The organism is Gemmatimonas sp. (assembly GCF_044376735.1).
Classification (GTDB): Bacteria; Gemmatimonadota; Gemmatimonadetes; order Gemmatimonadales; family Gemmatimonadaceae; genus Gemmatimonas.
This window is the reverse complement of record NZ_JBILKJ010000030.1, coordinates 1-20,580: the sequence shown is the minus strand read 5'-3', so window position 1 is coordinate 20,580 and position 20,580 is coordinate 1. Positions and strand designations below refer to the sequence as shown.

General features: G+C 67.4%; 19 protein-coding genes. 8 read left to right on the top strand and 11 right to left on the bottom strand.

Going from position 1 to position 20,580, the window contains the following annotated elements:
- The first annotated feature begins 42 nt into the window (after positions 1–42).
- A complete protein-coding gene (locus ACIRA7_RS07005) occupies positions 43–1,398 on the top strand; it encodes an alpha-L-fucosidase (protein WP_396220134.1) in 1,356 nt (451 codons plus the stop codon).
- Between the two features lie 49 nt (positions 1,399–1,447).
- On the opposite strand, the gene ACIRA7_RS07000 is transcribed toward ACIRA7_RS07005, so the two are convergent.
- From ACIRA7_RS07000 to ACIRA7_RS06990, 3 genes are read right to left on the bottom strand one after another with little or no spacing between them, the layout of a single operon-like run.
- Entirely contained in the window at positions 1,448–2,245 is a 798-nt protein-coding gene (locus tag ACIRA7_RS07000) for a sulfite exporter TauE/SafE family protein (RefSeq protein WP_396220133.1), read from the bottom strand.
- A 10-nt stretch (positions 2,246–2,255) separates the two neighbouring features.
- The gene (locus ACIRA7_RS06995; RefSeq protein WP_396220132.1) at positions 2,256–2,624 is read right to left on the bottom strand and encodes a DUF423 domain-containing protein; all 369 of its coding nucleotides are present in this window, start codon (positions 2,622–2,624) and stop codon (positions 2,256–2,258) included.
- A 32-nt stretch (positions 2,625–2,656) separates the two neighbouring features.
- Positions 2,657–4,852, bottom strand: coding sequence for a DPP IV N-terminal domain-containing protein (locus ACIRA7_RS06990; RefSeq protein WP_396220131.1), 2,196 nt, complete (start codon positions 4,850–4,852; stop codon positions 2,657–2,659).
- A 182-nt stretch (positions 4,853–5,034) separates the two neighbouring features.
- On the opposite strand from ACIRA7_RS06990, the gene ACIRA7_RS06985 reads away from it, so the two are divergent.
- The 3 genes from ACIRA7_RS06985 to ACIRA7_RS06975 are packed head-to-tail and all read left to right on the top strand — an operon-like array spanning position 5,035 to position 6,100.
- The gene (locus ACIRA7_RS06985) at positions 5,035–5,244 is read left to right on the top strand and encodes a DUF2892 domain-containing protein (RefSeq protein WP_396200033.1); all 210 of its coding nucleotides are present in this window, start codon (positions 5,035–5,037) and stop codon (positions 5,242–5,244) included.
- Positions 5,241–5,828: an RNA polymerase sigma factor gene (locus ACIRA7_RS06980; RefSeq protein ID WP_396220130.1), complete on the top strand. Its 588-nt coding sequence runs from the start codon at positions 5,241–5,243 to the stop codon at positions 5,826–5,828. Before ACIRA7_RS06985 ends, ACIRA7_RS06980 begins: the two co-directional genes overlap by 4 nt.
- Positions 5,825–6,100, top strand: coding sequence for an anti-sigma factor family protein (locus tag ACIRA7_RS06975; protein WP_396220129.1), 276 nt, complete (start codon positions 5,825–5,827; stop codon positions 6,098–6,100). Before ACIRA7_RS06980 ends, ACIRA7_RS06975 begins: the two co-directional genes overlap by 4 nt.
- A gap of 35 nt (positions 6,101–6,135) precedes the next feature.
- Here the strand turns inward: ACIRA7_RS06975 and ACIRA7_RS06970 are convergent, their stop codons facing one another.
- From ACIRA7_RS06970 to ACIRA7_RS06960, 3 genes are read right to left on the bottom strand one after another with little or no spacing between them, the layout of a single operon-like run.
- Complete coding sequence (locus ACIRA7_RS06970) at positions 6,136–7,737, bottom strand: GMC family oxidoreductase (protein ID WP_396220128.1); 1,602 nt, start codon at positions 7,735–7,737, stop codon at positions 6,136–6,138.
- Positions 7,734–8,372: a hypothetical protein gene (locus tag ACIRA7_RS06965; RefSeq protein WP_396220127.1), complete on the bottom strand. Its 639-nt coding sequence runs from the start codon at positions 8,370–8,372 to the stop codon at positions 7,734–7,736. Before ACIRA7_RS06965 ends, ACIRA7_RS06970 begins: the two co-directional genes overlap by 4 nt.
- Positions 8,369–9,634 carry an amidohydrolase family protein gene (locus ACIRA7_RS06960; RefSeq protein ID WP_396220126.1) on the bottom strand — a complete coding sequence of 422 codons (1,266 nt, stop codon included), beginning with the start codon at positions 9,632–9,634 and terminating at the stop codon, positions 8,369–8,371. The genes ACIRA7_RS06965 and ACIRA7_RS06960 overlap by 4 nt, the downstream gene beginning before the upstream one ends.
- A 157-nt stretch (positions 9,635–9,791) precedes the next feature.
- Between ACIRA7_RS06960 and ACIRA7_RS06955 the strand changes: the two genes are divergently transcribed.
- Together ACIRA7_RS06955 and ACIRA7_RS06950 are read left to right on the top strand one after the other, a co-directional pair.
- A complete protein-coding gene (locus ACIRA7_RS06955) occupies positions 9,792–10,223 on the top strand; it encodes an OsmC family protein (protein WP_396220125.1) in 432 nt (143 codons plus the stop codon).
- Positions 10,224–10,329: 106 nt separating this feature from the next.
- Complete coding sequence (locus ACIRA7_RS06950) at positions 10,330–10,662, top strand: ArsR/SmtB family transcription factor (RefSeq protein ID WP_396220124.1); 333 nt, start codon at positions 10,330–10,332, stop codon at positions 10,660–10,662.
- On the opposite strand, the gene trxA is transcribed toward ACIRA7_RS06950, so the two are convergent.
- The 5 genes from trxA to ACIRA7_RS06925 are packed head-to-tail and all read right to left on the bottom strand — an operon-like array spanning position 10,649 to position 17,020.
- Positions 10,649–11,095, bottom strand: coding sequence for a thioredoxin (gene trxA / locus ACIRA7_RS06945; RefSeq protein WP_396220123.1), 447 nt, complete (start codon positions 11,093–11,095; stop codon positions 10,649–10,651). The two genes, ACIRA7_RS06950 and trxA, sit on opposite strands and share 14 nt — an antisense overlap.
- Positions 11,096–11,114: 19 nt before the next feature.
- Positions 11,115–11,324, bottom strand: coding sequence for a DUF2892 domain-containing protein (locus ACIRA7_RS06940; RefSeq protein ID WP_396220122.1), 210 nt, complete (start codon positions 11,322–11,324; stop codon positions 11,115–11,117).
- Entirely contained in the window at positions 11,317–14,511 is a 3,195-nt protein-coding gene (locus ACIRA7_RS06935; protein ID WP_396220121.1) for an efflux RND transporter permease subunit, read from the bottom strand. Before ACIRA7_RS06935 ends, ACIRA7_RS06940 begins: the two co-directional genes overlap by 8 nt.
- Positions 14,508–15,560: an efflux RND transporter periplasmic adaptor subunit gene (locus ACIRA7_RS06930; protein WP_396220120.1), complete on the bottom strand. Its 1,053-nt coding sequence runs from the start codon at positions 15,558–15,560 to the stop codon at positions 14,508–14,510. Before ACIRA7_RS06930 ends, ACIRA7_RS06935 begins: the two co-directional genes overlap by 4 nt.
- 32 nt (positions 15,561–15,592) lie before the next feature.
- Positions 15,593–17,020, bottom strand: a complete 1,428-nt coding sequence (locus ACIRA7_RS06925; RefSeq protein WP_396220118.1) for a TolC family protein — start codon at positions 17,018–17,020, stop codon at positions 15,593–15,595.
- A gap of 171 nt (positions 17,021–17,191) precedes the next feature.
- Between ACIRA7_RS06925 and ACIRA7_RS06920 the strand changes: the two genes are divergently transcribed.
- Together ACIRA7_RS06920 and ACIRA7_RS06915 are read left to right on the top strand one after the other, a co-directional pair.
- Positions 17,192–17,776 (top strand): hypothetical protein, encoded by a 585-nt coding sequence (locus ACIRA7_RS06920; protein WP_396220117.1) that lies wholly within the window; start codon positions 17,192–17,194, stop codon positions 17,774–17,776.
- A 122-nt stretch (positions 17,777–17,898) separates the two neighbouring features.
- A partial coding sequence (locus tag ACIRA7_RS06915; protein ID WP_396220116.1) for a WD40/YVTN/BNR-like repeat-containing protein occupies positions 17,899–20,580 on the top strand: 2,682 nt, incomplete at its 3' end.

Below are 20,580 nucleotides of genomic sequence, written 5' to 3'. Positions count from 1 at the left end.
GCATGTTTGGCGCGAGTTTTTGGATTTCCCTCGCGCGAAGTCATGTCTCTCAGTCGTCGACACTTTCTGGCACAGCTGACCGCCGCGGCGGCAGTCGCCCGCTACGGGACCATTCCGTCGCTCGGCGTTCAGTCGCGTCCACGACCGACGGCACAGCAGCTCAACTGGCAGCGCGACGAGTTCGCCCTGTTCGTGCACTTCGGGGTGAACACGTTCACCGATCGCGAATGGGGAGACGGCACCGAATCGCCCTCGATCTTCAATCCCACGCGACTCGATGCACGGCAGTGGGTGCGCACCGCAAAGGCGGCGGGAGCGAAGTCGATGGTGCTCACGGCCAAGCATCACGACGGCTTCTGCTTGTGGCCGACCGCCACCACCACGCATTCGGTGGCGTCGAGTCCGTGGAGGAACCGCACGGGCGATGTGGTACGCGAGTTCGTCGACGCCTGTCGCATCGAAGGGGTGAAGCCCGGGCTTTACTGCTCACCGTGGGATCGCAATCACCCGGCGTACGGTGATTCGGCGCGCTACAACGATGTGTACATGGCGCAACTCACCGAGCTGTTCACGCGCTACGGTGCGCTGCATGAAGTATGGTTCGACGGCGCGAACGGCGAGGGGCCGAACGGCAAGCGGCAGACGTACGACTGGCCGCGCACGTGGGCGCTGGTGCGCAAGCTGCAGCCGAACGCGATCATGTTCTCCGACGTCGGTCCCGATGTGCGATGGATCGGCAACGAACGTGGCGTGGCCGGTGAAACGCACTGGAGCACCATTCGTCCGGAGTCGGTGCCGTACATCGGTGCGAGCGGCGACAACGTCATCGCGTCGCTGCAACAGGGACACGCCGATGGCTCAGTGTGGCGCCCCAGCGAAACCGATGTCTCCATCCGGCCCGGCTGGTTCTACCACGCGGCCGAGGATGCGAAGGTGAAAAGCGCCGAGGAACTCGTGCAGCTGTATTTCACCAGCGTGGGTCGCAACTCGAAGTTGCTGCTGAACGTGCCGCCCACCCGCGATGGCCTGCTGCACGACGTGGATGTGGCGCGGCTGGCCGGTATGCGCGCGTCGCTCGACGCGTTGTTCGCGAACCCGTGCGACGTGCGTGACAGCGTGTGGCGCACCGATGGTGCGCGCGTGGGCGAACGCACGGTCAGGCTGCGCGTGCCGCAGTCGGTGTCGTTGCTGGATCTGCGTGAGCCCATCTCGCAGGGGCAGCGCGTGTCGGCGTGGAGCGTCTCCACGACGGGGGCCGCGCCACAACTGCTCGCCAGTGGGACGACGATCGGGCATCGCCAGCTGCGCCGTATTTCGAGGACCACGGTGTCGTCACTCACGCTGCGCGTGGAGACCGTGGATACCGTTCAGCCGGTCGAGTTGAAGCTGTACGCCTGAAAACTCCCGCGGGCAGCCGGTGGTCCGGGTGGGCACCGACGCCGCGGATTCAGCCCTTCGATACGAAGAGCCAGATCGCGCTGGCGAATCCGATCGCCGTGACGGCATTGCGGACCCATAGCTGCGGCACTTTCTGCGCGAGTCCCGACATCAGGTAGCCGCCGGCACTCGACCCCACGGCCATCACCACCCCGATCGGCCAGTTCACCTGCCCCATGACGGCGAAGGTGATGGCGGCGATGCCGTTGAAGCAGATGCCGTTGAAGTTCTTGAGGCCGTTCATCTGGTGGATGTTCGTGAGCCCCATGAGGCCGAACACCGCCAGCATGACAATGCCTGCGCCGGCACCGAAGTAGCCGCCGTAAATGCCGACCACGAATTGCCCGATCAGCATGCCGGTGGTCGGACTGAGGGGCCGTTCGAGCTGGCCGGTGGGTGATGCACTGGCGCGTGTGCGCAGGCGCTTCATCACGGGTCCCTGCAGCGCGAACAGCACGGTAGCACCGAACACCAGCCACGGCACGAGCGCGCGGAACTGTTCATCGGTGGTGGCCAGCAGCAGCGCTGCCCCGACACCGCCACCGAGGATGCTTGGGATGGCCAAGCGCAGCGCCCATCGTTCAGCGCCCACCAGTTCGCGACGGTAGCCCCACATGCTTGCCAGTGACCCAGGCCAGAGGGCCATGGTGCTGGTGGCGTTCGCCGAGACTGGGGGGACACCCAGTGCCAGCAGCGCGGGGAACGTGAGCAGCGTGCCGCCCCCCGCGATCGAGTTGACGGCACCGCCCAGCGCCGAGATCGCCGCGATGACGGCGAGCTGAGGAACGGACGGATTGGCCAGCAGCATTATCGCCGTTTCAGCGGCGCATCGCGGCGAGGGCCAGACAGCCCCACCCCGCGATGAAGCACACGCCGCCGAGCGGCGTGATGGCGCCAAGGGCGCGAATGCCGGTGAAGGCCATCGCGTAGAGCGACCCGGAGAACAGCACCGTGCCCGCCAGGAAGAGCCAGCCGCTGGCGTTGGCCAGTGCTCCCGGAAAGCGTGTCACGATCCACGCGGCGGCCAGCATCGCGATGGCGTGATACATCTGATAGCGGGCGCCGGTCTCGAACACTTCGAGCAAGCGGGGCTCGAGACGGGCGCGGAGCGCATGCGCGCCGAAGGCACCGGCGGCCACGCCGATCCCTCCGGACACCGCGCCGATGATGATGAAGAGACGATCCATGCGGGAAATGTAGCGGCTGGGTGTGGCTCGACTCAGTTCTTCGGGCCGATCTGGTATTCCTTCGGCGGTGTCGCTCCCAGCAGATGTTGCACGAAATAATCCCACCGACGGCGCATCATGTAGTTCGAGGCCGCGCCGAATCCGTGCGCGGCATTCGGGATCATGACCAGATCGAAGTCCTTGCCCGCCTTGATCAGGGCGTCCACCACCAGCCAGGTGTTGTCGGGCGGCACGTTGTCGTCCATCGTGCCGTGCGCCAGCATCAGCTTGCCCTTCAGGTTCTTCGCCAGTGTCTGATTGGCTTCCTTCTCGTAGTTGTCGGTGGCGCCACTCTTGGTGAGCAAGCCGTGATAGCGCTCGCCCCAATCGTCTTCGTAGTTGCGGTTGTCGTGGTTGCCTGACTCCGAAATACCGACCTTGAAGAAGTCCGGGTACTGGAACATCGCCGAGGCCGTGGCGAAACCGCCGCCCGAGTGACCCCACATGCCCGCGCGCTCCAGATCGATGAAGCGATAGCGATCGGCCAACTGCTTCATGCCCGCGATCTGATCAGGGAGCGTGTTGTCGCTCATGCGACCGTAGTAGGCATCGTGGAACGACTTGGAGCGCGTGGGATTGCCCGTGCCGTCGATGGCCACGACGATGAAGCCCAACTCCGCCAGCGCCTGATTGTCGCGCGTGGCCGCCGAGAACTGACGGCTACCGACGCTGCCGCCCTGCGGACCCGGATAGATGTAGTTGATGATCGGATACTTCTTCGTCGAATCCAGCGTGGTCGGCGTCCACATGAGGCCGTACAGGTCCCACTTCCCCGCGCGGTCCTTCACGGTGATGCGCGTGGGCGCCTTCCAGCCTGAGGCCAGCAGCTTCGAGATGTCACCCTGCTCGAGCGTCGCGATCAGCTTGCCGGTGTTCGCGTTGCGCAGCACGGCGGTGGGCGCGAGGTCGGCGCGTGACCAGCTGTCCACGAACACGGCGCCGTTGGGCGAGAGCGTCGTGTTGTGGTCGCCGTCTTCCGGTGTGAGGAGCGTGAGCCCCTTGCCGTTCATGCCGATGCGATAGAGATGGCGGAAGTACGGGTCGCGCCCCGGGACCTTGCCGGCGGCTACGAACCAGATCGTGCGCGTCTTCTCATCGACGCGCTCCACCGAAAGCACCGGACCGTCCCCGGTGGTGATCTTCGACTTCAGTGCGCCCGTGGTGAGATCGTACAGATACAGCTGACCCCAGTCGTCGCGCTCGGAGAACCAGATCACTTCGTTGGTGGCCGGCAGCACGCGCCAGTTCGGTCCGTTGTCGCCACTCTCGAACTGCGTGGCCACTTCTTCGCGCAGCACGTCGCGCACGTCGCCCGTGCTGGCGTCGGCGAGGCGCAACGTGGCGATCTTGTGGTCGCGCGAGTTCGACAGGAACGCCAGCTTGGATCCGTCGGCGTACCACTCCACATCGGAGAGTTCACTGCCGCCGCACGCAATGTGATCGCACACCGACGAGCGGTGCTCGTCGGCCGGCATCTTGAAGCGCACCATCTTGGGCGACGAGCCCGACACATCGATGATGACGCGATGAATCATCGAGACCACGCTGTCGCCTGGCAGCGGATACTTCCACGCGCTCAGCTCGGGATGTCCAACCTTCGTTTTCACAAGATACATCTCGCCGACGTTGCGCTGATCCTGTTGGAACGTGGCCAACTTCTTCGAGTCGGGTGACCACGTGAGGATCGCGCGATCCGAGTGAATCCAGCCGGCGTTGTCGGTGGCGTACCCGAAGTCCTTCACACCGTCGGTGGTGAGCGGCGTTTCCCTGTTCGTGGCCACATCGCGCACCCAGAGGTTCCAGTCGCGAATGAACGCGGCGGTCTTGCCGTCGGGCGACAGGTGCTCGGGCGGGCGGCCACCGGGGCGGGCACCGGGGCGCCCGTTGGCGCCGGCAGGGGCAGCAGGGCAGTTCGCGCCGGCGGCTGTGCAGTCGGTCTTGGTCCCCTTGATCGGGTCGACCACCATCAGCGGCGAGCTGCCGTCGGGCAGTCGCACGCGGTAGGTGAAGCGACCGTCGGGGAGCCACGTGGGCTGCACCCCGGTGCGCGCTACCAGATTCGCCGTATTGAAGGCGAGGAAGCGTTCGGCGCGCGCGTAGTCGGCGGCCGTGATGGCGCGCGACTGGGCGAACAGGGGGACGGCCAGGAGCGGGCCGGCAAGGATGGCATGAAAGAGAGAGCGGCGCATCGGCAGGATGGGTGGAGGGTGCGTACCCCTGAAAGGTGCCTCACATGCCCACGTCAGGGAAAGCCCGAAGCCAAAGCGGGCGGCTACCACGGATCTTGCAGGTGAATCCTTTGGGCCGATTTCCGGCACTCTAGGACAGGATGTCAGTTTGCATACGGTTCACCTTTCCGCTGGAGCTCGTCATGTCCGCCATGCTTCCCAAGAACATGGGTACCGTTGATCGGGCGGTTCGCTTCGCCCTCGGGATCGGCCTGTTGGCCATCGCCTTCACGGGCCCGCAGACGCCGTGGGGCTACCTCGGCTTCATTCCGCTGCTCACGGCCGCCATCGGGTCGTGCCCGCTGTACACGATGCTCGGCTTCTCCACCTGCGGAGTACCGAAGCGCCCGTGAGTGAGGACCGCGCACTCCTGCGCGACGCCGCCGCGGGAGATGCGCGGGCCTTCGAGCAGTTCATGACCGCGCATCAGGCGGCCGTGCATCGGTTTCTTGTGACCAGCACGGCCGATGGTGTCGACCTCGACGATGCGCTGCAGGAGACGTTCATCGCGGCGTGGCGTGGTGCCGCCTCGTTCACGGGGGATGCCACGGCGCGCGCGTGGCTGTATGGCATCGCGCGCAACGTCGTGCGCCATCAGTTGCGCAAGCGCGTGGGGGAGCCGGCCCATGAGGACTCGCTCGAGCAACTGGCGGAACAAGCCGGCTGGGGCTGCGCCGATCCAGCCGACACGTTCGGCGAGGCAACGATCGCGCATGATTTGCTGTCGGTCGCGATGGCGCGCCTCCCGCAGGAGGAACGCGAGATCCTCACGTTACGTGAACTCGACGGGTTCACCGGTGATGAGACCGCGCAGCTGCTGCAACTCTCACTGCCGGCGATGAAGAGTCGCTTGCACCGCGCCCGCATTCATCTCGCGGCCATCGTTCGTGTGCTCGATGGCCCACGTCATGCCACCACCCCGGGGAGTCGCCCATGACGGATCAGGGACTCGATACCATCGTTGCCGGGGTGCGTTGTCGCGACGTGCTCGCCGATCTGTCCGAATACGTGGACGGTCAGCTCAACGCCGAGCGGGTGTCGGCGTTGCAGGGACATCTCGCGGCGTGCGACCGCTGCGCCAACTTCGGCGGACATGTGATGAATCTGCTGCAGTCCTTGCGCGCCGGGCTGGCCGAGCCGCCCGCACTCGACAGCGGGAGTGCCGCAAGGCTGCGCGACCGACTCGCCTCCATCACGCAGCCGTCCTGATCGGGCGGCGGCGTGATGGCAGCTGAACCGTCAACTCACACGGCGGCGCCGGCGATGGCCGCCGCCGTGCGCAGCCCCACCGCTACGAAGGTGAGCGTCCCGTTGCAGCAGGACGCGGTGGGCTGAGCGGGCGCACCGGCCACCCAGAGGTTCTCGTGATCGTGCGCGCGTCCGTGCGCATCGACCACACTCTGCATGGGATCAGTGCCCATCCGGCAGCCGCCCACCGGGTGTTCCTGACCGAGATCGTTGGCGCTGTTCTCCATGCGCAGGATCTCACCGCCGCCGGCTTTCGCCATCGTGCGGAACAGCTCACGCAACTGCTCTTCCTGCCAGTCCTTCAGCGCGGCGCTCTCCGGCGCGTCCTTGAACGACACGTTGGGCATCGGATCGCCGAAACGGTTGGTCTTCGTCGCGTCGAGCGACAGCGCGCTGTCCTTGTCGGGGAGCACGTCGTAGTAGCCACGCACGCGTGCCGTCGCGCCCTTCGCGCGCTGCTGCCAGTCCTGCATGAGCGCATCGCCGAACTGCAGCTGGCCATCGTCACCACGCAGTCTCGGTTCGCGACCCACGCTCGACTCCCAGATGCGCAGGTCGTGGCGCAGATAGCGCGACGAGCGTGGCACGCGCATGAACTGCTTCGATACCAACGAATGCTGCACGTTGATGCCGGGGAACAGCTCCATGGGCAAACGCAGGTAGGCATTCACGTTGCGATGGCCCGCGAGATACTTGCCGACCAGGCCGCTGCGGTTGGCGATGCCGTCGGGAAACGCGCTGCTCTTCGACAGCAGCAACAGATGCGGCGACCACACGAAGCCGGCCGCCAGCACGAACGTCCCCCCTTCGATGGTGACCGCTTCGCCCGACGCCGTGGTACGATTGCCCGTGGCGCGCGTGATGCGCCCCGTCTTCGGGTCGGCCTCGAGCTTGCGCACCAACGTCTCGGTCACGAGGGTGATGCGCTTGCGCGCGATCAGCGCGTCCCACGTGAAGTCGGGCGAGTACTTGGCGCCAGTGGGACAGATCGGATAGCAGGTGTCGCAGCGCTGACACTGCGCCCGCCCGTCTTGTGCCACGGAGTTCTTCGCGCTCGGCGTGCTCCACGTAGCAATGCCGGCCTTGGTGGCCCACTGCTGCAGCTGCGCGAGATTGTAGTTGATCGGCAGCGGCGGCAACGGATACGGCTTGCCGCGCGGATCGAGCGCCACTGGGCCCTGCTCGCCGGCCACGCCAATGCGCTCCTCGGCCTCCTGATAAAACGGATCGAGGTCATCGTAGCTGAACGGCCAGTCACTGCCCACGCCGTACATCGAACGCAAGCGGAAATCCTCGGGCGAATAGCGCGGCGACACGCCGCCCCAATGCATCGCCAGGCCGCCTACGTTCATGCTGGGTGAGAAACCCCACGTGGTACCGGTGGCGTTCTGATCGTCGAGGTGATCCTGCTTCCATGGACTCTCGCCGTAGGCCTTCCAACGTTCTCGCGCCCTCACGCGCTCCGCAAACGGCGTGGTCGGTTTGCCTGCCTCGACCACCAGAATCGACTTGGTCGTCTTCTCGGCCAGCGATGCGGCCATCAGCGCGGCCGTGATGCCACTGCCTACGATGACGATATCGGCACTGTGCGTGATCATGCGCGCGGCTCCACGGCGACAGGTAACGGCTGGCGGGTGGCGTCGCCGAGCGTGCGGCAGATCCCCGGGGACACGCGGGCACCCAGTGCGGCGTCCCAAGCGTCGGGGCCCGACGACCAATGCGCCAGCAACGCGATTGCCACATGGTTGGCATCGAGCGGCGACGGCAGCCGGTCGCCGCGCTGGTCACGCAGTACGGCGCGCAGCAACTCCTGACGCTGCGCCATCGGCAGCGTGGAGAAACCATTGGTGCCGTGCTTGTGCGCCAGCAGGTCCAACGCCGTGAGTTGGGCGCGCCACGCCGGCGATGGATCGGCCGGCAGGTAGCGAACGTCGGCGTAGCCATAGCCGTGCATCTCTTCCGCCACCGGTTCGTATCCATCGGCCCATGCCACGAACGCCTCGGTAGCGGCGCGAATACCGGGCGCACCGAGCGCGGCCGGCAATACGGCCGTCGCCACGGCATCGAGCAGCACGCGATCGAAGCCGCGTACGCGCTCGGCGCCGTTGTCCTGGCCGGTGGCGTTGCTGGCGTTGGGGTCCTTCACCGCGCAGCCGGTGGCGGCGGTGCCGACCGCGGCCACACCAGCGGTGAGTGCGCCGGCGGTTTTGAGAAAGCTGCGACGAGAGGTCACTGGCGGGCTCCGGTTTGACGTACGCTGGCGACTCGTGCCCCGTCGTTGCGATACACGCGGCCGCCCTTCATCACGAACGATACATGTTGCGAGGCTTCGATCTGCGCCACCGGGTCGCCGTCGGTGGCGATCACGTCGGCGGCGTACCCCACCGCGATGCGGCCGATCTCTTTCTCGAGCCCAAGCGACTCGGCGGCGCGGCTGGTGGCGCTGATGATGGCGTCCATCGCCGGCTGGCCACCGCGACGCACCCGGCACACCAGTTCTTCGGCGTTGCGTCCATGCGCACCGGCCACGGCGTCGGTGCCGAACACGAGCTTCAGCGTGGGCAGTTTGGCGGCGAGCCCGATGCCCCGTTCCGCCAACGGGATCGCCTGTTCCATCGAGGCGAAGCCGGCCGCGTTGTAGTTGCCGATGCCCTCGAACCAGGGCTTGTTGTCGAGGTAGTTGTGAAACACGAGCCCGCACTGCGGATCGAAGAACGTGCCGCGCTGCACGAGCAGGGCCCGCGTGGCGTCGTCGGCGAACACGCCATGCTCCACCTGCGTGCACCCGGCGCGCGCGGCGCGTTGCACCGCCTCGGCCGAATGCGCATGCACCACCGACCGCAGCCCCTGCGCTTTGGACTCGCCGCAGGCCGCGTCGAGCTGCTCCGGTGTCATGGTCGCCTCGCCGCCATCACGGATCGACTTGGAGGCGAAGATCTTGATGACGTCGGCGCCGCGTGCCTTGAATCGACGCACCGAGGCGCGCAGTGAATCGGGTGACCCGCCCCCGGTGCGCTCATTCAGCGAGCCGAGCGACGTGATCACGCGCGGGCCCGGAATGCGCCCCGCATTGATCGCATCGCGCAGCACGGCGTTGTCGGCCTCGCCAATGCTTTGCACCGTGGTGAAACCGGCCCGCAGGGTGGCCCAGGCATTCCCGGCGCGCTGGAGGGTGCTCACCTCCGGGGTGTCACCGTCGCGGTCCTCGTGGAACCGCTGCTTGTCGGTGATGTACCACCCCAGATGGACGTGCGTGTCGATCAGTCCCGGCAGCAGCGTACGGGCGCCCAGATCCAGGCCGCCCGTGGGCAGCGGGCCGGCCGACGCGCGTATGGCGGTGATGCGGCCACCCCGCACGGTCACGTCCTGATTGCGCAGGGTGCGCCCCGTGCCGTCGATGACGCGTGCGGCGCGAAGCACCACGGCTTCGGTCGTCTGGGCGGAGGCGCTGGTGGCGGCGAGGGTGAGCAGCGCCGCGAGGGTGAGACGGGGCACAGTACGTGGTGCAGGCATCGGCGGGCCGGGCAGAGGGGAGACCTTCTGCAAAAGAGGGCGCGGCGCGCCGCCCGGCAAGGCCCCATATTGCGCGGATGCGTTGGCGGGCGCCGTCCGGTGTCCGTCCAGTTGGGATCTCGTCCGCGAGGGTTGGTCTATGCAGCGCACAGCACAGGCAGAGTGGAAGGGTACGGGCAGGGAAGGGAGCGGTACGTTGACGACGCCGAGCGGCGTGCTGAATGCGCAGCCGTATTCGTTCAAGCTCCGCTTCCAGGACGAAGACGGTCGCAATGGCACGAACCCCGAAGAACTGATCGCGGCCGCGCACGCGGGCTGTTTCTCGATGGCGCTGTCGTTCCAGCTGGCCAACGCCGGCTTCACCGCCGACGCGATCAACACGACCGCGGTGCTGACCATGGAGCCGGTGGACGGTGCCCAGACGATCACGAAGATCGCGTTGCAGCTGTCGGCCACGATCCCCGGCATCAGCGACGAGCAGTTCCAGACGCTGGCCGGGAACGCCAAGGCGGGCTGCCCGGTGTCACGCCTGTTGAAGGCCGAGATCAGCCTCGACGCGACGCTGGCCTGATTCGCACGCACGCACAGAAAACGAGGGCGGCGATGCTTGCCGTCCTCGTTTCCTATGTGGTATATTCATACTTGCGTATACGTGCATTTCACAGCCCGGAGGAGTGATGGCCCAGAAGATGATGCGTCCGGAGTTGCTCGATCTGGTGGCCGACCGCTTCAAGGCGCTGAGTGACCGGGCGCGCCTCAGCCTCCTGCAGGAATTACGCGGTGGCTCGTGCACGGTGAACGAGCTGGTCGAAGCCACTGGCATGGGCCAAGCCAACGTGTCGCGGCATCTGGCCATCCTGTTCAATCACGGGCTGGTGAGCCGCGAGCGCGACGGCGTGTACGTGCGCTATGAACTCGCCGACGCCGACGTGCTCAAGCTGTGTGAATTGGTGTGCGGACGACTGGAAAGTGAACTGGCCGAGCGGAAGAAGGTGATCAGCGGGCGCTGATCACCATCTGCTCCAGCTGGCCTATCGGCACGGCGCCCACCTGGCGCGTCACTTCCTTGCCGTCTTTCAGCAGCGCGATCGTGGGGATGCTCCGGATCGCAAAGCGCGACGCGACCCCGGGATTGCGATCGGTGTCGACCTTCGCGACGATCGCCTGCCCGCGCTGCTGCTTCGCGAACTGTGCGAACACCGGCGCCATCATCTTGCAGGGGCCGCACCAGTCGGCGTAGAAGTCGACCATCACCGGCACGGTGCTGTTGCCGACGACGGTGTCGAAGTTGGCATCGGTGAGCACTACCGGCGCATCGAGCACCAGCGGTACCCGGCAGGTTCCGCACTTCGGCTGCGCGTCGGCCCTGGACAGGTCAACGCGGTTGAGTTTGCCGCAGGCGGTGCAGGGGAGCACCGCCTTCCTGGCGCTGGTGGTGGTCATCGATGGGATTCCGTGAGTGTCAGACGGTGCGCTTCGGTGTGCATCCGAAGATACCCGCCTTCCCCAGCATGAGTTCGAGCGGACAGAAATTCGTGAGGCTCGACTGGAACAGGTTGAATCCCACGAAGGCCGTGAAGAACAGGAAGCCGGGATGCACAAAGTAGCCGAGGGCGACCGACAGCAGCACGAAGAGGCCGGCGATGCGACGGATGATCGTGTCGTTACACATGGGTATTACTCCGGTTGAGTTGCCAGTAGAGCAGCGGGACCACCACCATCGTGAGCAGCGTGGCCACGATCGCCCCGCTCATGAGCGCAACGGCCAAGCCCTGGAAGATCGGATCGAGCACCATCACGAGGCCGCCCACCACCACCGCGGCGGCCGTGAGCGCGATCGGACGGAACCGCACCGCGCCCGCTTCGAGCACCGCGTCGGTCAGTGACCGTCCGCGGGCTTCTTCGAGCTGGATGAAGTCCACCAGCAGGATCGAGTTGCGTACGATGATGCCGGCCAGCGCGATCATGCCGATCATGCTGGTCGCGGTGAAGAACGCGCCGCTGATCGCATGCCCCGGCAGGATGCCGATGAGCGTGAGCGGAATCGGCGCCATGATCACCAGCGGGATCGTGAAGCTCTGGAACCAGCCCACCACCAGCACGTAGATGAGCAGCAGCACGATCGCGAAGGCGAGACCGAGATCGCGGAACACTTCGATCGTGACCTGCCATTCGCCATCCCACTTGATTGCGGTCTCGCTCACCGTAGCGGGCGGCACCGCGTTGTAACGCGTGATCGCGGCGCCATTCAGGCGGATGGCATCGAGCTGGCGGTTCATATCGAGAATCGCGTACACGGGACTCTCGATCTCACGCGCCACGTCGCCGGTCACGTAGATCGCCGGCCGCAAATCCTTCCGGATGCGCGAGCCTTCCCGCGTACCGTTCATGACCGTGACGAACCGGGCCAGCGGCTGCGGTCCCTGCATGGTGGCGATCGGCAGCGACAGCAGTGCTTCCACACTGCTGCGCTGCTCGAGCGGCAGCCGCGGCACGATCGCGATGCCTTCGCGCGCCGTCGGCGAACTGGCGATGCCCGCAGGTGCGCCGGACAGCGCGAGGTACAACGTCTGCGTAATCTGCTCCACGCTCGCCCCCGACTCGGCCGCTCGCACGCGGTCCACGCGGAAGGTGCGATTGGCCTGCGGCGCCTCGACGGTCCAGTCTACGTCCACCACACCCGGCGTCTTCTCGAATACCTCCTTCACCGCCTTCGCCGCGGCCAGTCGCGTGGAGTCGTCGCCGGCATACACCTCGGCCACCAGCGTGGAGAGCACCGGCGGTCCCGGCGGAATCTCGGCCACCTTGGCCGATGCCTGATAGAGCCGGGCAATGCTATCCACGCCAGGCCGTACGGCCACGGCGATGGCGTGACTCTGCCGATCGCGCTCGCCCTTCGGCAGCAGGTTCACCTGCACATCGGCCACATTGGCGCCGCTGCGCATGAAGTAGTGGCGCACCAGTCCGTTGAAGTTGAACGGCGCCGACGTGCCTGCATACACCTGCGTGCTCACGACCTCGGGCACCGTGCTGAGATACGCGGCGATGCGCGATGCCGCTTCGTTCGAGGTCTCGAGCGTCGTGCCTTCGGGCAAATCGAGCACGACCTGGAATTCACTCTTGTTGTCGAACGGCAGCATCTTCACCTGCACGGCCTTGAACCCCACCAGGCTCACGCTCACCACCAGCAGCGCGATGATGCCCGCGTAGAAGGCGCGTCGGCGACCCTGCTGCTCCATGAGCGGCACCATGATCATGCGATAGATCCGGTCCACCCGGCTGCCTTCCTCGGGCGGATGCTCCGGACTCGCGTGACCGGCGGAGACATGCGCCGCCTTCACGTGGCCCTTGAGCAGACGATAGGCGAGATACGGGGTGACGATGAACGCCACCGCGAGTGAGGCTACCATGGCCACCGACGCGCCAATCGGAATCGGCCGCATGTACGGGCCCATCATGCCACTCACGAACGCCATCGGCAGAATGGCCGCGATGACCGTGAACGTGGCCAGGATGGTCGGGTTGCCCACTTCATCGACGGCATCGATCGCGGCCGCTTCCGCGTCACGATCGCCCATCGCCAGGTGACGATAGATGTTTTCCACGACCACGATCGCGTCGTCCACCAGAATGCCGATCGAGAAGATCAGCGCGAACAGCGTGATGCGGTTCAGCGTGTACCCGAGCGCGTAGTACACGAACAGCGTGAGGGCGAGGGTGACCGGCACGGCCACCAGCACCACCAGCGCTTCGCGCCAGCCCAGGAACAACCAGATCAGGGCGGTCACGCTGAGCGTGGCGATGATGAGGTGCAGGATGAGCTCCTGCGCCTTCTCGCCGGCCGTCTCGCCGTAGTCGCGCGTGACCGACAGCTGCACGCTGGCGGGAATGAGGCGACCCTTCGCCTGGTCCACGCGCTGCATCACGGCATGCGTGACCTCGGTGGCATTGGCGCCCTTCCGCTTCGCCACCGCGATGGTCACGGCCGCTTCCGCCGCGCCGCGGCCTTCGCGGTGCGACACATAGCTCGTGCGCTCGCCGAAGTCCTCGCGCACGTCGGCGACGTTGCGCAGATAGACCGCGCGCCCGCCACGCGACGACACGACCACACTGCCGACATCGAGCGACGTGGCCAGCGGCGCGCCGACGTCGATACGCAGCACGCTGTCGCGGACCGCGATTTCACCGGCAGCGAGGCGCGCGTTGGCGCCGCGCAAGGCCATCATGACTTCGCCCGGCGTCACACCACTCGCCGCGAGCCGTGTGGGATCGACGGCCACGCGGATCTGCTTCGGCGCGCCGCCCGTCACGAACGTTTCGGCCACCTCGGGGACGGTACGAATTTCGTCTTCGAGATGTGCCGCGATCTCGCGTAGCGTGTTGGCGTCGACGCCGGTGCCATGCAGCGTGAGCGCCAGCACCGGCACGTCGTCGATCGAGTGCGCCTTGATCACCGGCGGCATCGCACCGGCCGGTGCCTTGTCCATGGCGCCCGCCAGCTTGGCCTGCACCTTGGTCACGCTGCGCTCCTGATCTTCTCCGACCTTGAAGCGCACTGTCACCATGGCGTAGCCGTCGCCCGACATCGTGTACACGTGATCAACGCCCGGCAGCTCCATCATGCGCTGCTCGATGGGGCGCGCCAACAGATTCTCCGCTTCCTGCGGCGACGCGCCCGGCATGGCCGAGATCACGTCGATCATGGGGACGGAGATCTGCGGCTCTTCCTCGCGCGGCGTGGCCAGAATGCCCAGCACGCCCACGGCCAGCGACGCCACGGTGACCAGTGGCGTGAGCTTCGAATTCAGGAACGCTTTCGCGATCCGGCCAGAAATGCCCAGTGCGCGTGGCGTGCTCACTTGGCCGCCGGCGTCGATGTCGGCACCACGATCGTCTCACCCACCTTCAAGCCGCTGGTGACCGCCGTATGCGTGGCGGTCGAGACGCCCAGGCGCACCCAGCGCCGTTCGTCGCCGGCGGCCGAGCGTACGATGACGCCGGTGAGGTCGCCCTCGCGCACGATGGCGGCATTCGGTACCAGCAGCGCGTGCTCACGGGCCACCGGGATGGACACCATGGCCGCACTGCCGCTGCGATATTGTCCGGTGCGATTGGCCACCGTCGCGTTCACGGTGAACAGGTTGCCCGCGCCGGCCGGTACCACGCCTTCGACGAGCGCCGACACCGGCGCGCCATCGATCGTGGCGGCCAGCGTCTGCCCCCGCTTGAGGGCGCGCACCGCATCGCCGGCGGCACTCACGCTGATGCGCAACGTCGAGCCATCCTGCACCGTGATCAGCGGCGCGCCGGGCGCGGCAAAGGCGCCGGGATCGACCGCGCGGACGGTGACCACGCCGCCAAAGGGCGCCGTGACGGTGGCATAGCTGCGCATCGCATCGAGTTCACCCGAGGCGGCCTGCGCGGCCCGCAATCCAGCCTCGGCACGCGCCAATCCGGTCTCGGCGGCATCGAGCTGCGCGCGGGTGGCGGCGCTGTCGGCGTACAGGGCGCGAAAGCGTGCGGCAGTGGTGGCCGCTTCACGTTGCATGGCCTGGGCGTCGGCAATCGATGCGCCCACCTGCGCCGACTTGGCGGTCAGGTCGCGGGCATCGATGCGGAGCAGGGTTTGCCCCGAGCGCACGACATCCCCTTCGTGCACCAGCACCGCCGTGATGGTGCCCATCAGCTTCGTGCTGAGCGTGGCCTGCTGGATCGGCTCGGCCACCCCCGACGCGCTGATCGTGGCGTCGATCACGGTGTCGCGGATGACCACCGCCGTGCCCGCCACCTGGGTCGCGGCCGGCGTCGCCATCGCATGCTCGTCCGGTGCTCCGGAGCAGGCCGCCAAGGACAGGCCGGCGAAGGCGGTGAGGGCGGTCGCGGTGAAGCGAGAAATGGTCGACGTCATGTTGAGTGCTCCCTGATATCGGTTCGGACGCATCAGCGCGCCGTCGTGGTGGAATGGTCGAGTGCGGTCAGGGCGGCGGGGTCGCCGCCCGATGCCCGTCGCCACGTGGCGATCGCATCGATGACGGCATAGCGCGCCGCGGCATGCGCGAGGGCGGTGCCGGTGGCCGAAGATTCCGCCGCCAGCAGTTCGGCGATCGTGGCCAGCCCCCCGTCGTAGCGCTTTTGCACCAGGCGGTGTGCTTCGCGACTCTGGTCGGCCGCATCGCGGGCCAGCGTGAGGCGCTGGAGCGAGAGCGTGAGGCGACGGGCGGCGTCGTCGCGCTCGAGGCGGCTCTGCGCCCGGGCGGCATCGAGACCGGCGCGGGCGGCATCGGCCCGGGCACTGGTGACCGCCACATCGGCCAACTCAGCGTTGCCGCCGAACAGCGACCACGAGGCCATCACGCCGACCGTCCAGTTCTTCTGTCCCGCGTACAGCGTGCGCGGGTCGTTCCAGTCGTAGCGCGCGAAGCCGTTCACCCGCGGGAGCATCGTGCTCGCCGCGCGGCGACGATCTGTGGTCGCGGCCAGCACACCGGCCTGCGCCGCGCGGACATCGTCACGAAGCTCGCCGGTGCTGGACGTCGCATTAGCCGCCGCGCTCGACGCCCCGACGGCGGCCGTGTCGTGCGTCGCCAGCGCCATCACGGCGGCATCGTCGGGGAGCGCGTCGGGAAGCGTGGGCAGCTCGGCCGTGGTGCGGCCCAGCAGGAGGGCCAGCTGCTGTCGGGCGGATAGCGCATCGCTGCGGGCACCGAGCAACTGCGCCGCCACGTCCGACGCCCGTACGCTGGCCTGCAGGGCATCGGCCTTGGTGACCAGTCCCTGCGCGACCATCGAGCGCACTTGGCGCACACCGGCGTCGGCGGCCTGCTGCGCGTGCGTGAGCACGCCGGCCTTGGCCTCGGCCAGGATCGCGCCGAAATAGGCCCGCACCACGTCGGTCCGGGTCGACACCGCGGCCCACTCACCGGCGGCCGTGCTGGCGTCGGCGGCGGCCCGCGCGGCGCGGAGTCCGAGCCAGGCATCGCCGTTCATGAGGGGAACTTCGAGTACCAGTCCACCCTGCGCGTTGGTCACGGCGCTGGGGTAGTTGAGCTTGGCGGGTTCGAACGCCGCCGGTGTGACCAGCCGCTGGCGGAGCGTGGTCCCGAAGGCGCCGATCGGATCGGTGGTGCGCACCACGCCGGCCTCGACACGGGCCGACGGCAGGATGCCTTTCAGCGGCAGGCGGGCGCGGGCGCGGTCGCCGGCGGTCGTGGCCGTGGCGATCCGGTTGCCGAACGCACGCTGGTCGGCCTCGCGGATGGCGTCGCCGAGGGAGAGCGGCGCCGACTGGGCTCGCATCGGGAGCGCCGAGACGGCGGCCATGAGGGCGGCCGCCACCAGCGCACGCGGAAAATGTGATGAGGTTCGCATATGTAGATATACATAAATGCGTATATCTACAATAGCAAGGGCGGGACACCGGCATCGGGCTGGCCAACTACCGGGCGGAGCAGTGGCGAGGGCTCGGTGTCGGCCACTATCGTCCACTGGACCCGGTGGCGCCCGATTCCGCCGTCGGGAACTTCCCCGTCGAGGTACACCATGCGCATCCCCGCCATCGCCGTCACGCTCCTCGCGTTCAGCGTGCTCGCTGCGCGTCCGCTCACCGCCCAGGAGCACGTGCATACGCCCGGGATGACGCACCCGGCGCCCCCCGCCCAGCTGCCCACGCAGGGCGGGCAGGCCGCCTTCGCGGCCATCGCCGAGATCGTCGCCCTGCTGCAGGCCGACGCCACCACCGATTGGTCGAAGGTCAACCTCGAGCGACTGCGCCTGCACCTCGTCGACATGGATCTGGTCACGCTGCGCAGTCGCGTGGTGGCCACGCCGGTGGCCGGTGGCGCGCAGTTCCTCGTGCGCGGCACGGGGGAATCCATCGCGGCCATCAAGCGCATGACGGGCGCGCATGTCACGATGGTGATGAACAGCGGCGGGCCACGCGTAGTGCGCACCGAACTCCCAGATGGCGTACGCCTGATCGTCACGGCCGCCGACCCTGGCGATGCCGCCGCCGTGGCCAAGCTGCGCGGACTCGGCTTCATCGGCCTCATGGTCTCCGGCGATCATCACCCGGCGCACCACCTGGCGCTGGCCCGTGGTGACCGCATGGCCGACCACGGGCACTGACGCTCCCACGCGCCGACCGCTGGGCCGCCTCCCGCCGGCGGCATCACGGGCCGCCCTCCCGCGGCGTACTTTTCCCGAACCGCGGCCATTCGGTCCGTCGGGCTTCCCCGTCTCATTCCGCCATGCCTCACCTGCTCACACGCGTTACCGCCCGCACGGTCGCCACGCTCGCGGCTGCCGCGCTGCCCTCCGTGCTCTCGGCCCAAGCGCCGTCCGCGCCGGCCGACTCGCTGCTCGTGCGCCCGCTGGCCTTCCGCGCCATTGGCCCCGCCTCGATGAGCGGCCGCATCGCCGACATCTCCGTCGTGGAAGGTCCGCGCACCCTGCGTGGCGGACGACTCGGGACGTCCATGTACGTCGCCGTGGCAACGGGCGGCGTCTGGAAGACCACCAATGGCGGCCTCGCGTGGACGCCGGTCTCCGATTCCATCGGCGTCGGCTCCATCGGCGCCGTGGCCGCCGCCCCCTCCAACGGCGACGTGGTGTGGGTGGGCAGCGGCGAAGCGAACAACATGCGCAGCTCGTCGTGGGGCGTGGGCGTGTTCAAGTCCACCGACGGCGGCAAGACATGGTCGAAGCCGATGCTGCCGAAAACGCAGCACATCGGCCGCATCGTGATCGACCCGCGCGATCCGGACATCGTGTACGTGGCCGCCATGGGACCGCTCTGGGCGCCGGGTGGCGACCGCGGTCTTTATAAGACCGTTGACGGCGGCAAGACGTGGACGAACACCAAGGCGATCTCGGCGCAGACCGGCTTCACCGAGCTCGTGATGGATCCGGCCAACCCCGACGTGCTCTACGCCGCATCGCTGCAGCGTGAACGTCGCGAGTACGGGTTCCTCCCCGGTGGCACCGAAAGCGCGATCTGGAAGACCTCAGACGGCGCGAAGACGTGGACCAAGCTCACGAGCGGTTTACCCACCGGTGAGATCGGCCGCATCGGCCTCACGGTGTGCCGCTCGCGCCCGAGCACAGTGTATGCCTCGGTGCATGCGAAGGCGGCCGCCAACGGCTTCTATCGCAGCGATGACGCCGGCGCGACGTGGAAGCTGGTGAACGGCAGCAACGGCACGGCCTGGTACTACAGCCAGGTGCGCTGCGACCCCACCGACGCCGAGCATGTGTATCGCCTGAACGCGAGCTCTCAGGAGTCGTACGACGGCGGCAAGACGTGGACCAACTTCGCCGGTGGTGGCGGCGTGCACGGTGACGCGCACGCGCTCTGGATCAATCCGGAAGATCGCGAACACATCGTGCTCGGTAACGACGGCGGCGTGGACATCTCGTACGATCGCGGCCGCAGCTGGTACAACGTGGAGAACATCGTCGGCGCGCAGTTTTACGCCATCGCGGTGGACAACGCCACGCCGTTCTACAACGTGTACGGCGGCCTGCAGGACAATCAGACGTGGGGCGGACCGAGCCGCACGCGCAACGCCTTCGGTCCATCCAATGCCGACTGGTATCGCATGGCCGGTGGCGACGGCTTCTACAACGTGCCCGATCCGCTCGATCACAACATCGCCTACGCCGAATCGCAGAACGGTGGCGTGGTGCGCTACGACGCGCGTACCGGCCAGACCAAGAGCATCAAGCCGTACCCCAAGAATGGCGAGCGGCATCGCTGGAACTGGAGCGCGCCGATCGTGCCGTCGCGGCACACCGGCCGCACGCTCTACATGGCGGCGAACTATCTGTTCAAGAGTGCCGATCGCGGCGACTCGTGGACTACGATCAGCCCCGACCTCACGCGCAATGTCGATCGCGACAGCCTGCCCATGCGCGGCGCGATCCCGACGCGCGACGTGTTGGGGCTGCACGAAGGCACGGCCGAGTTCAGCAACATCTCCACGGTGTCCGAGTCGCCGCGCCGCGCCGGCCTGCTGGCCGTCGGCACCGACGACGGACTCATTCAAGTCACTCAGAACGACGGCAAGTCGTGGACGAAGACCGCCAGCTTCCCCGGCGTGCCCGACACCACGTTCGTGAGCCGCGTGCAGTTCTCGACGCACACCGAAGGCACGCTGTACGCCACCTTCGACGGCCACCGCAGCAACGACTTCAAGCCGTATGTCATGCGCAGTACCGACTACGGTCGCACGTGGGCGTCGATCACCGGCGATCTGCCCGATGGCGGCTCGGTGCAGGTGATCCGCGAACATTTCCGTCAGCCCAACCTGCTGTTCGTGGGCACCGAGTTCGGCGCCTTCTTCACGGTGGATAACGGCGCGCACTGGACGCAGCTCAAGGCTGGCATTCCCGGCGTGCCCGTGTGGGACATGCAGATCCAGGAGAGCTGGAACGACCTCGTGCTCGGCACGCACGGCCGCGGCGTGTACATCCTCGACGACCTCGGGCCGCTGGAGAAGCTGGCGGAGGCCAAGCGGGCCGAGGTCGCGTATCTGTTCCCGGCGCGTAACGAGATCGCGATGACGCTCAACAACAGCCGGAATTCGGGCATGGGCTCCACCGGGTACACGGGACAGAATCCCGACAACGGCGTGCGGCTGGCGTATCTGATCAACACGATCACGGCCGACGACAAAGCCAAGCTCGAGATCATCGACGGTGGCGGACGCATCGTTCGCGAACTTCCGGTGCCACGTCGCACTGGCCTGTTCCGCCCCGTGTGGGATATGCGCGTAGGCGCGCCGCTCACCGCCGCGGTGGATACCAACGTGGCCGCTGGTCGTGCACCCGCTGCCAGCGGCGGTGGTGGCTTCGGCGGCGGTGGCTTCGGTGGTGGATTCGGACGCGGCGCGACGCCCAGCTACACCGCCGCACCGGGCAGCTACACGGTG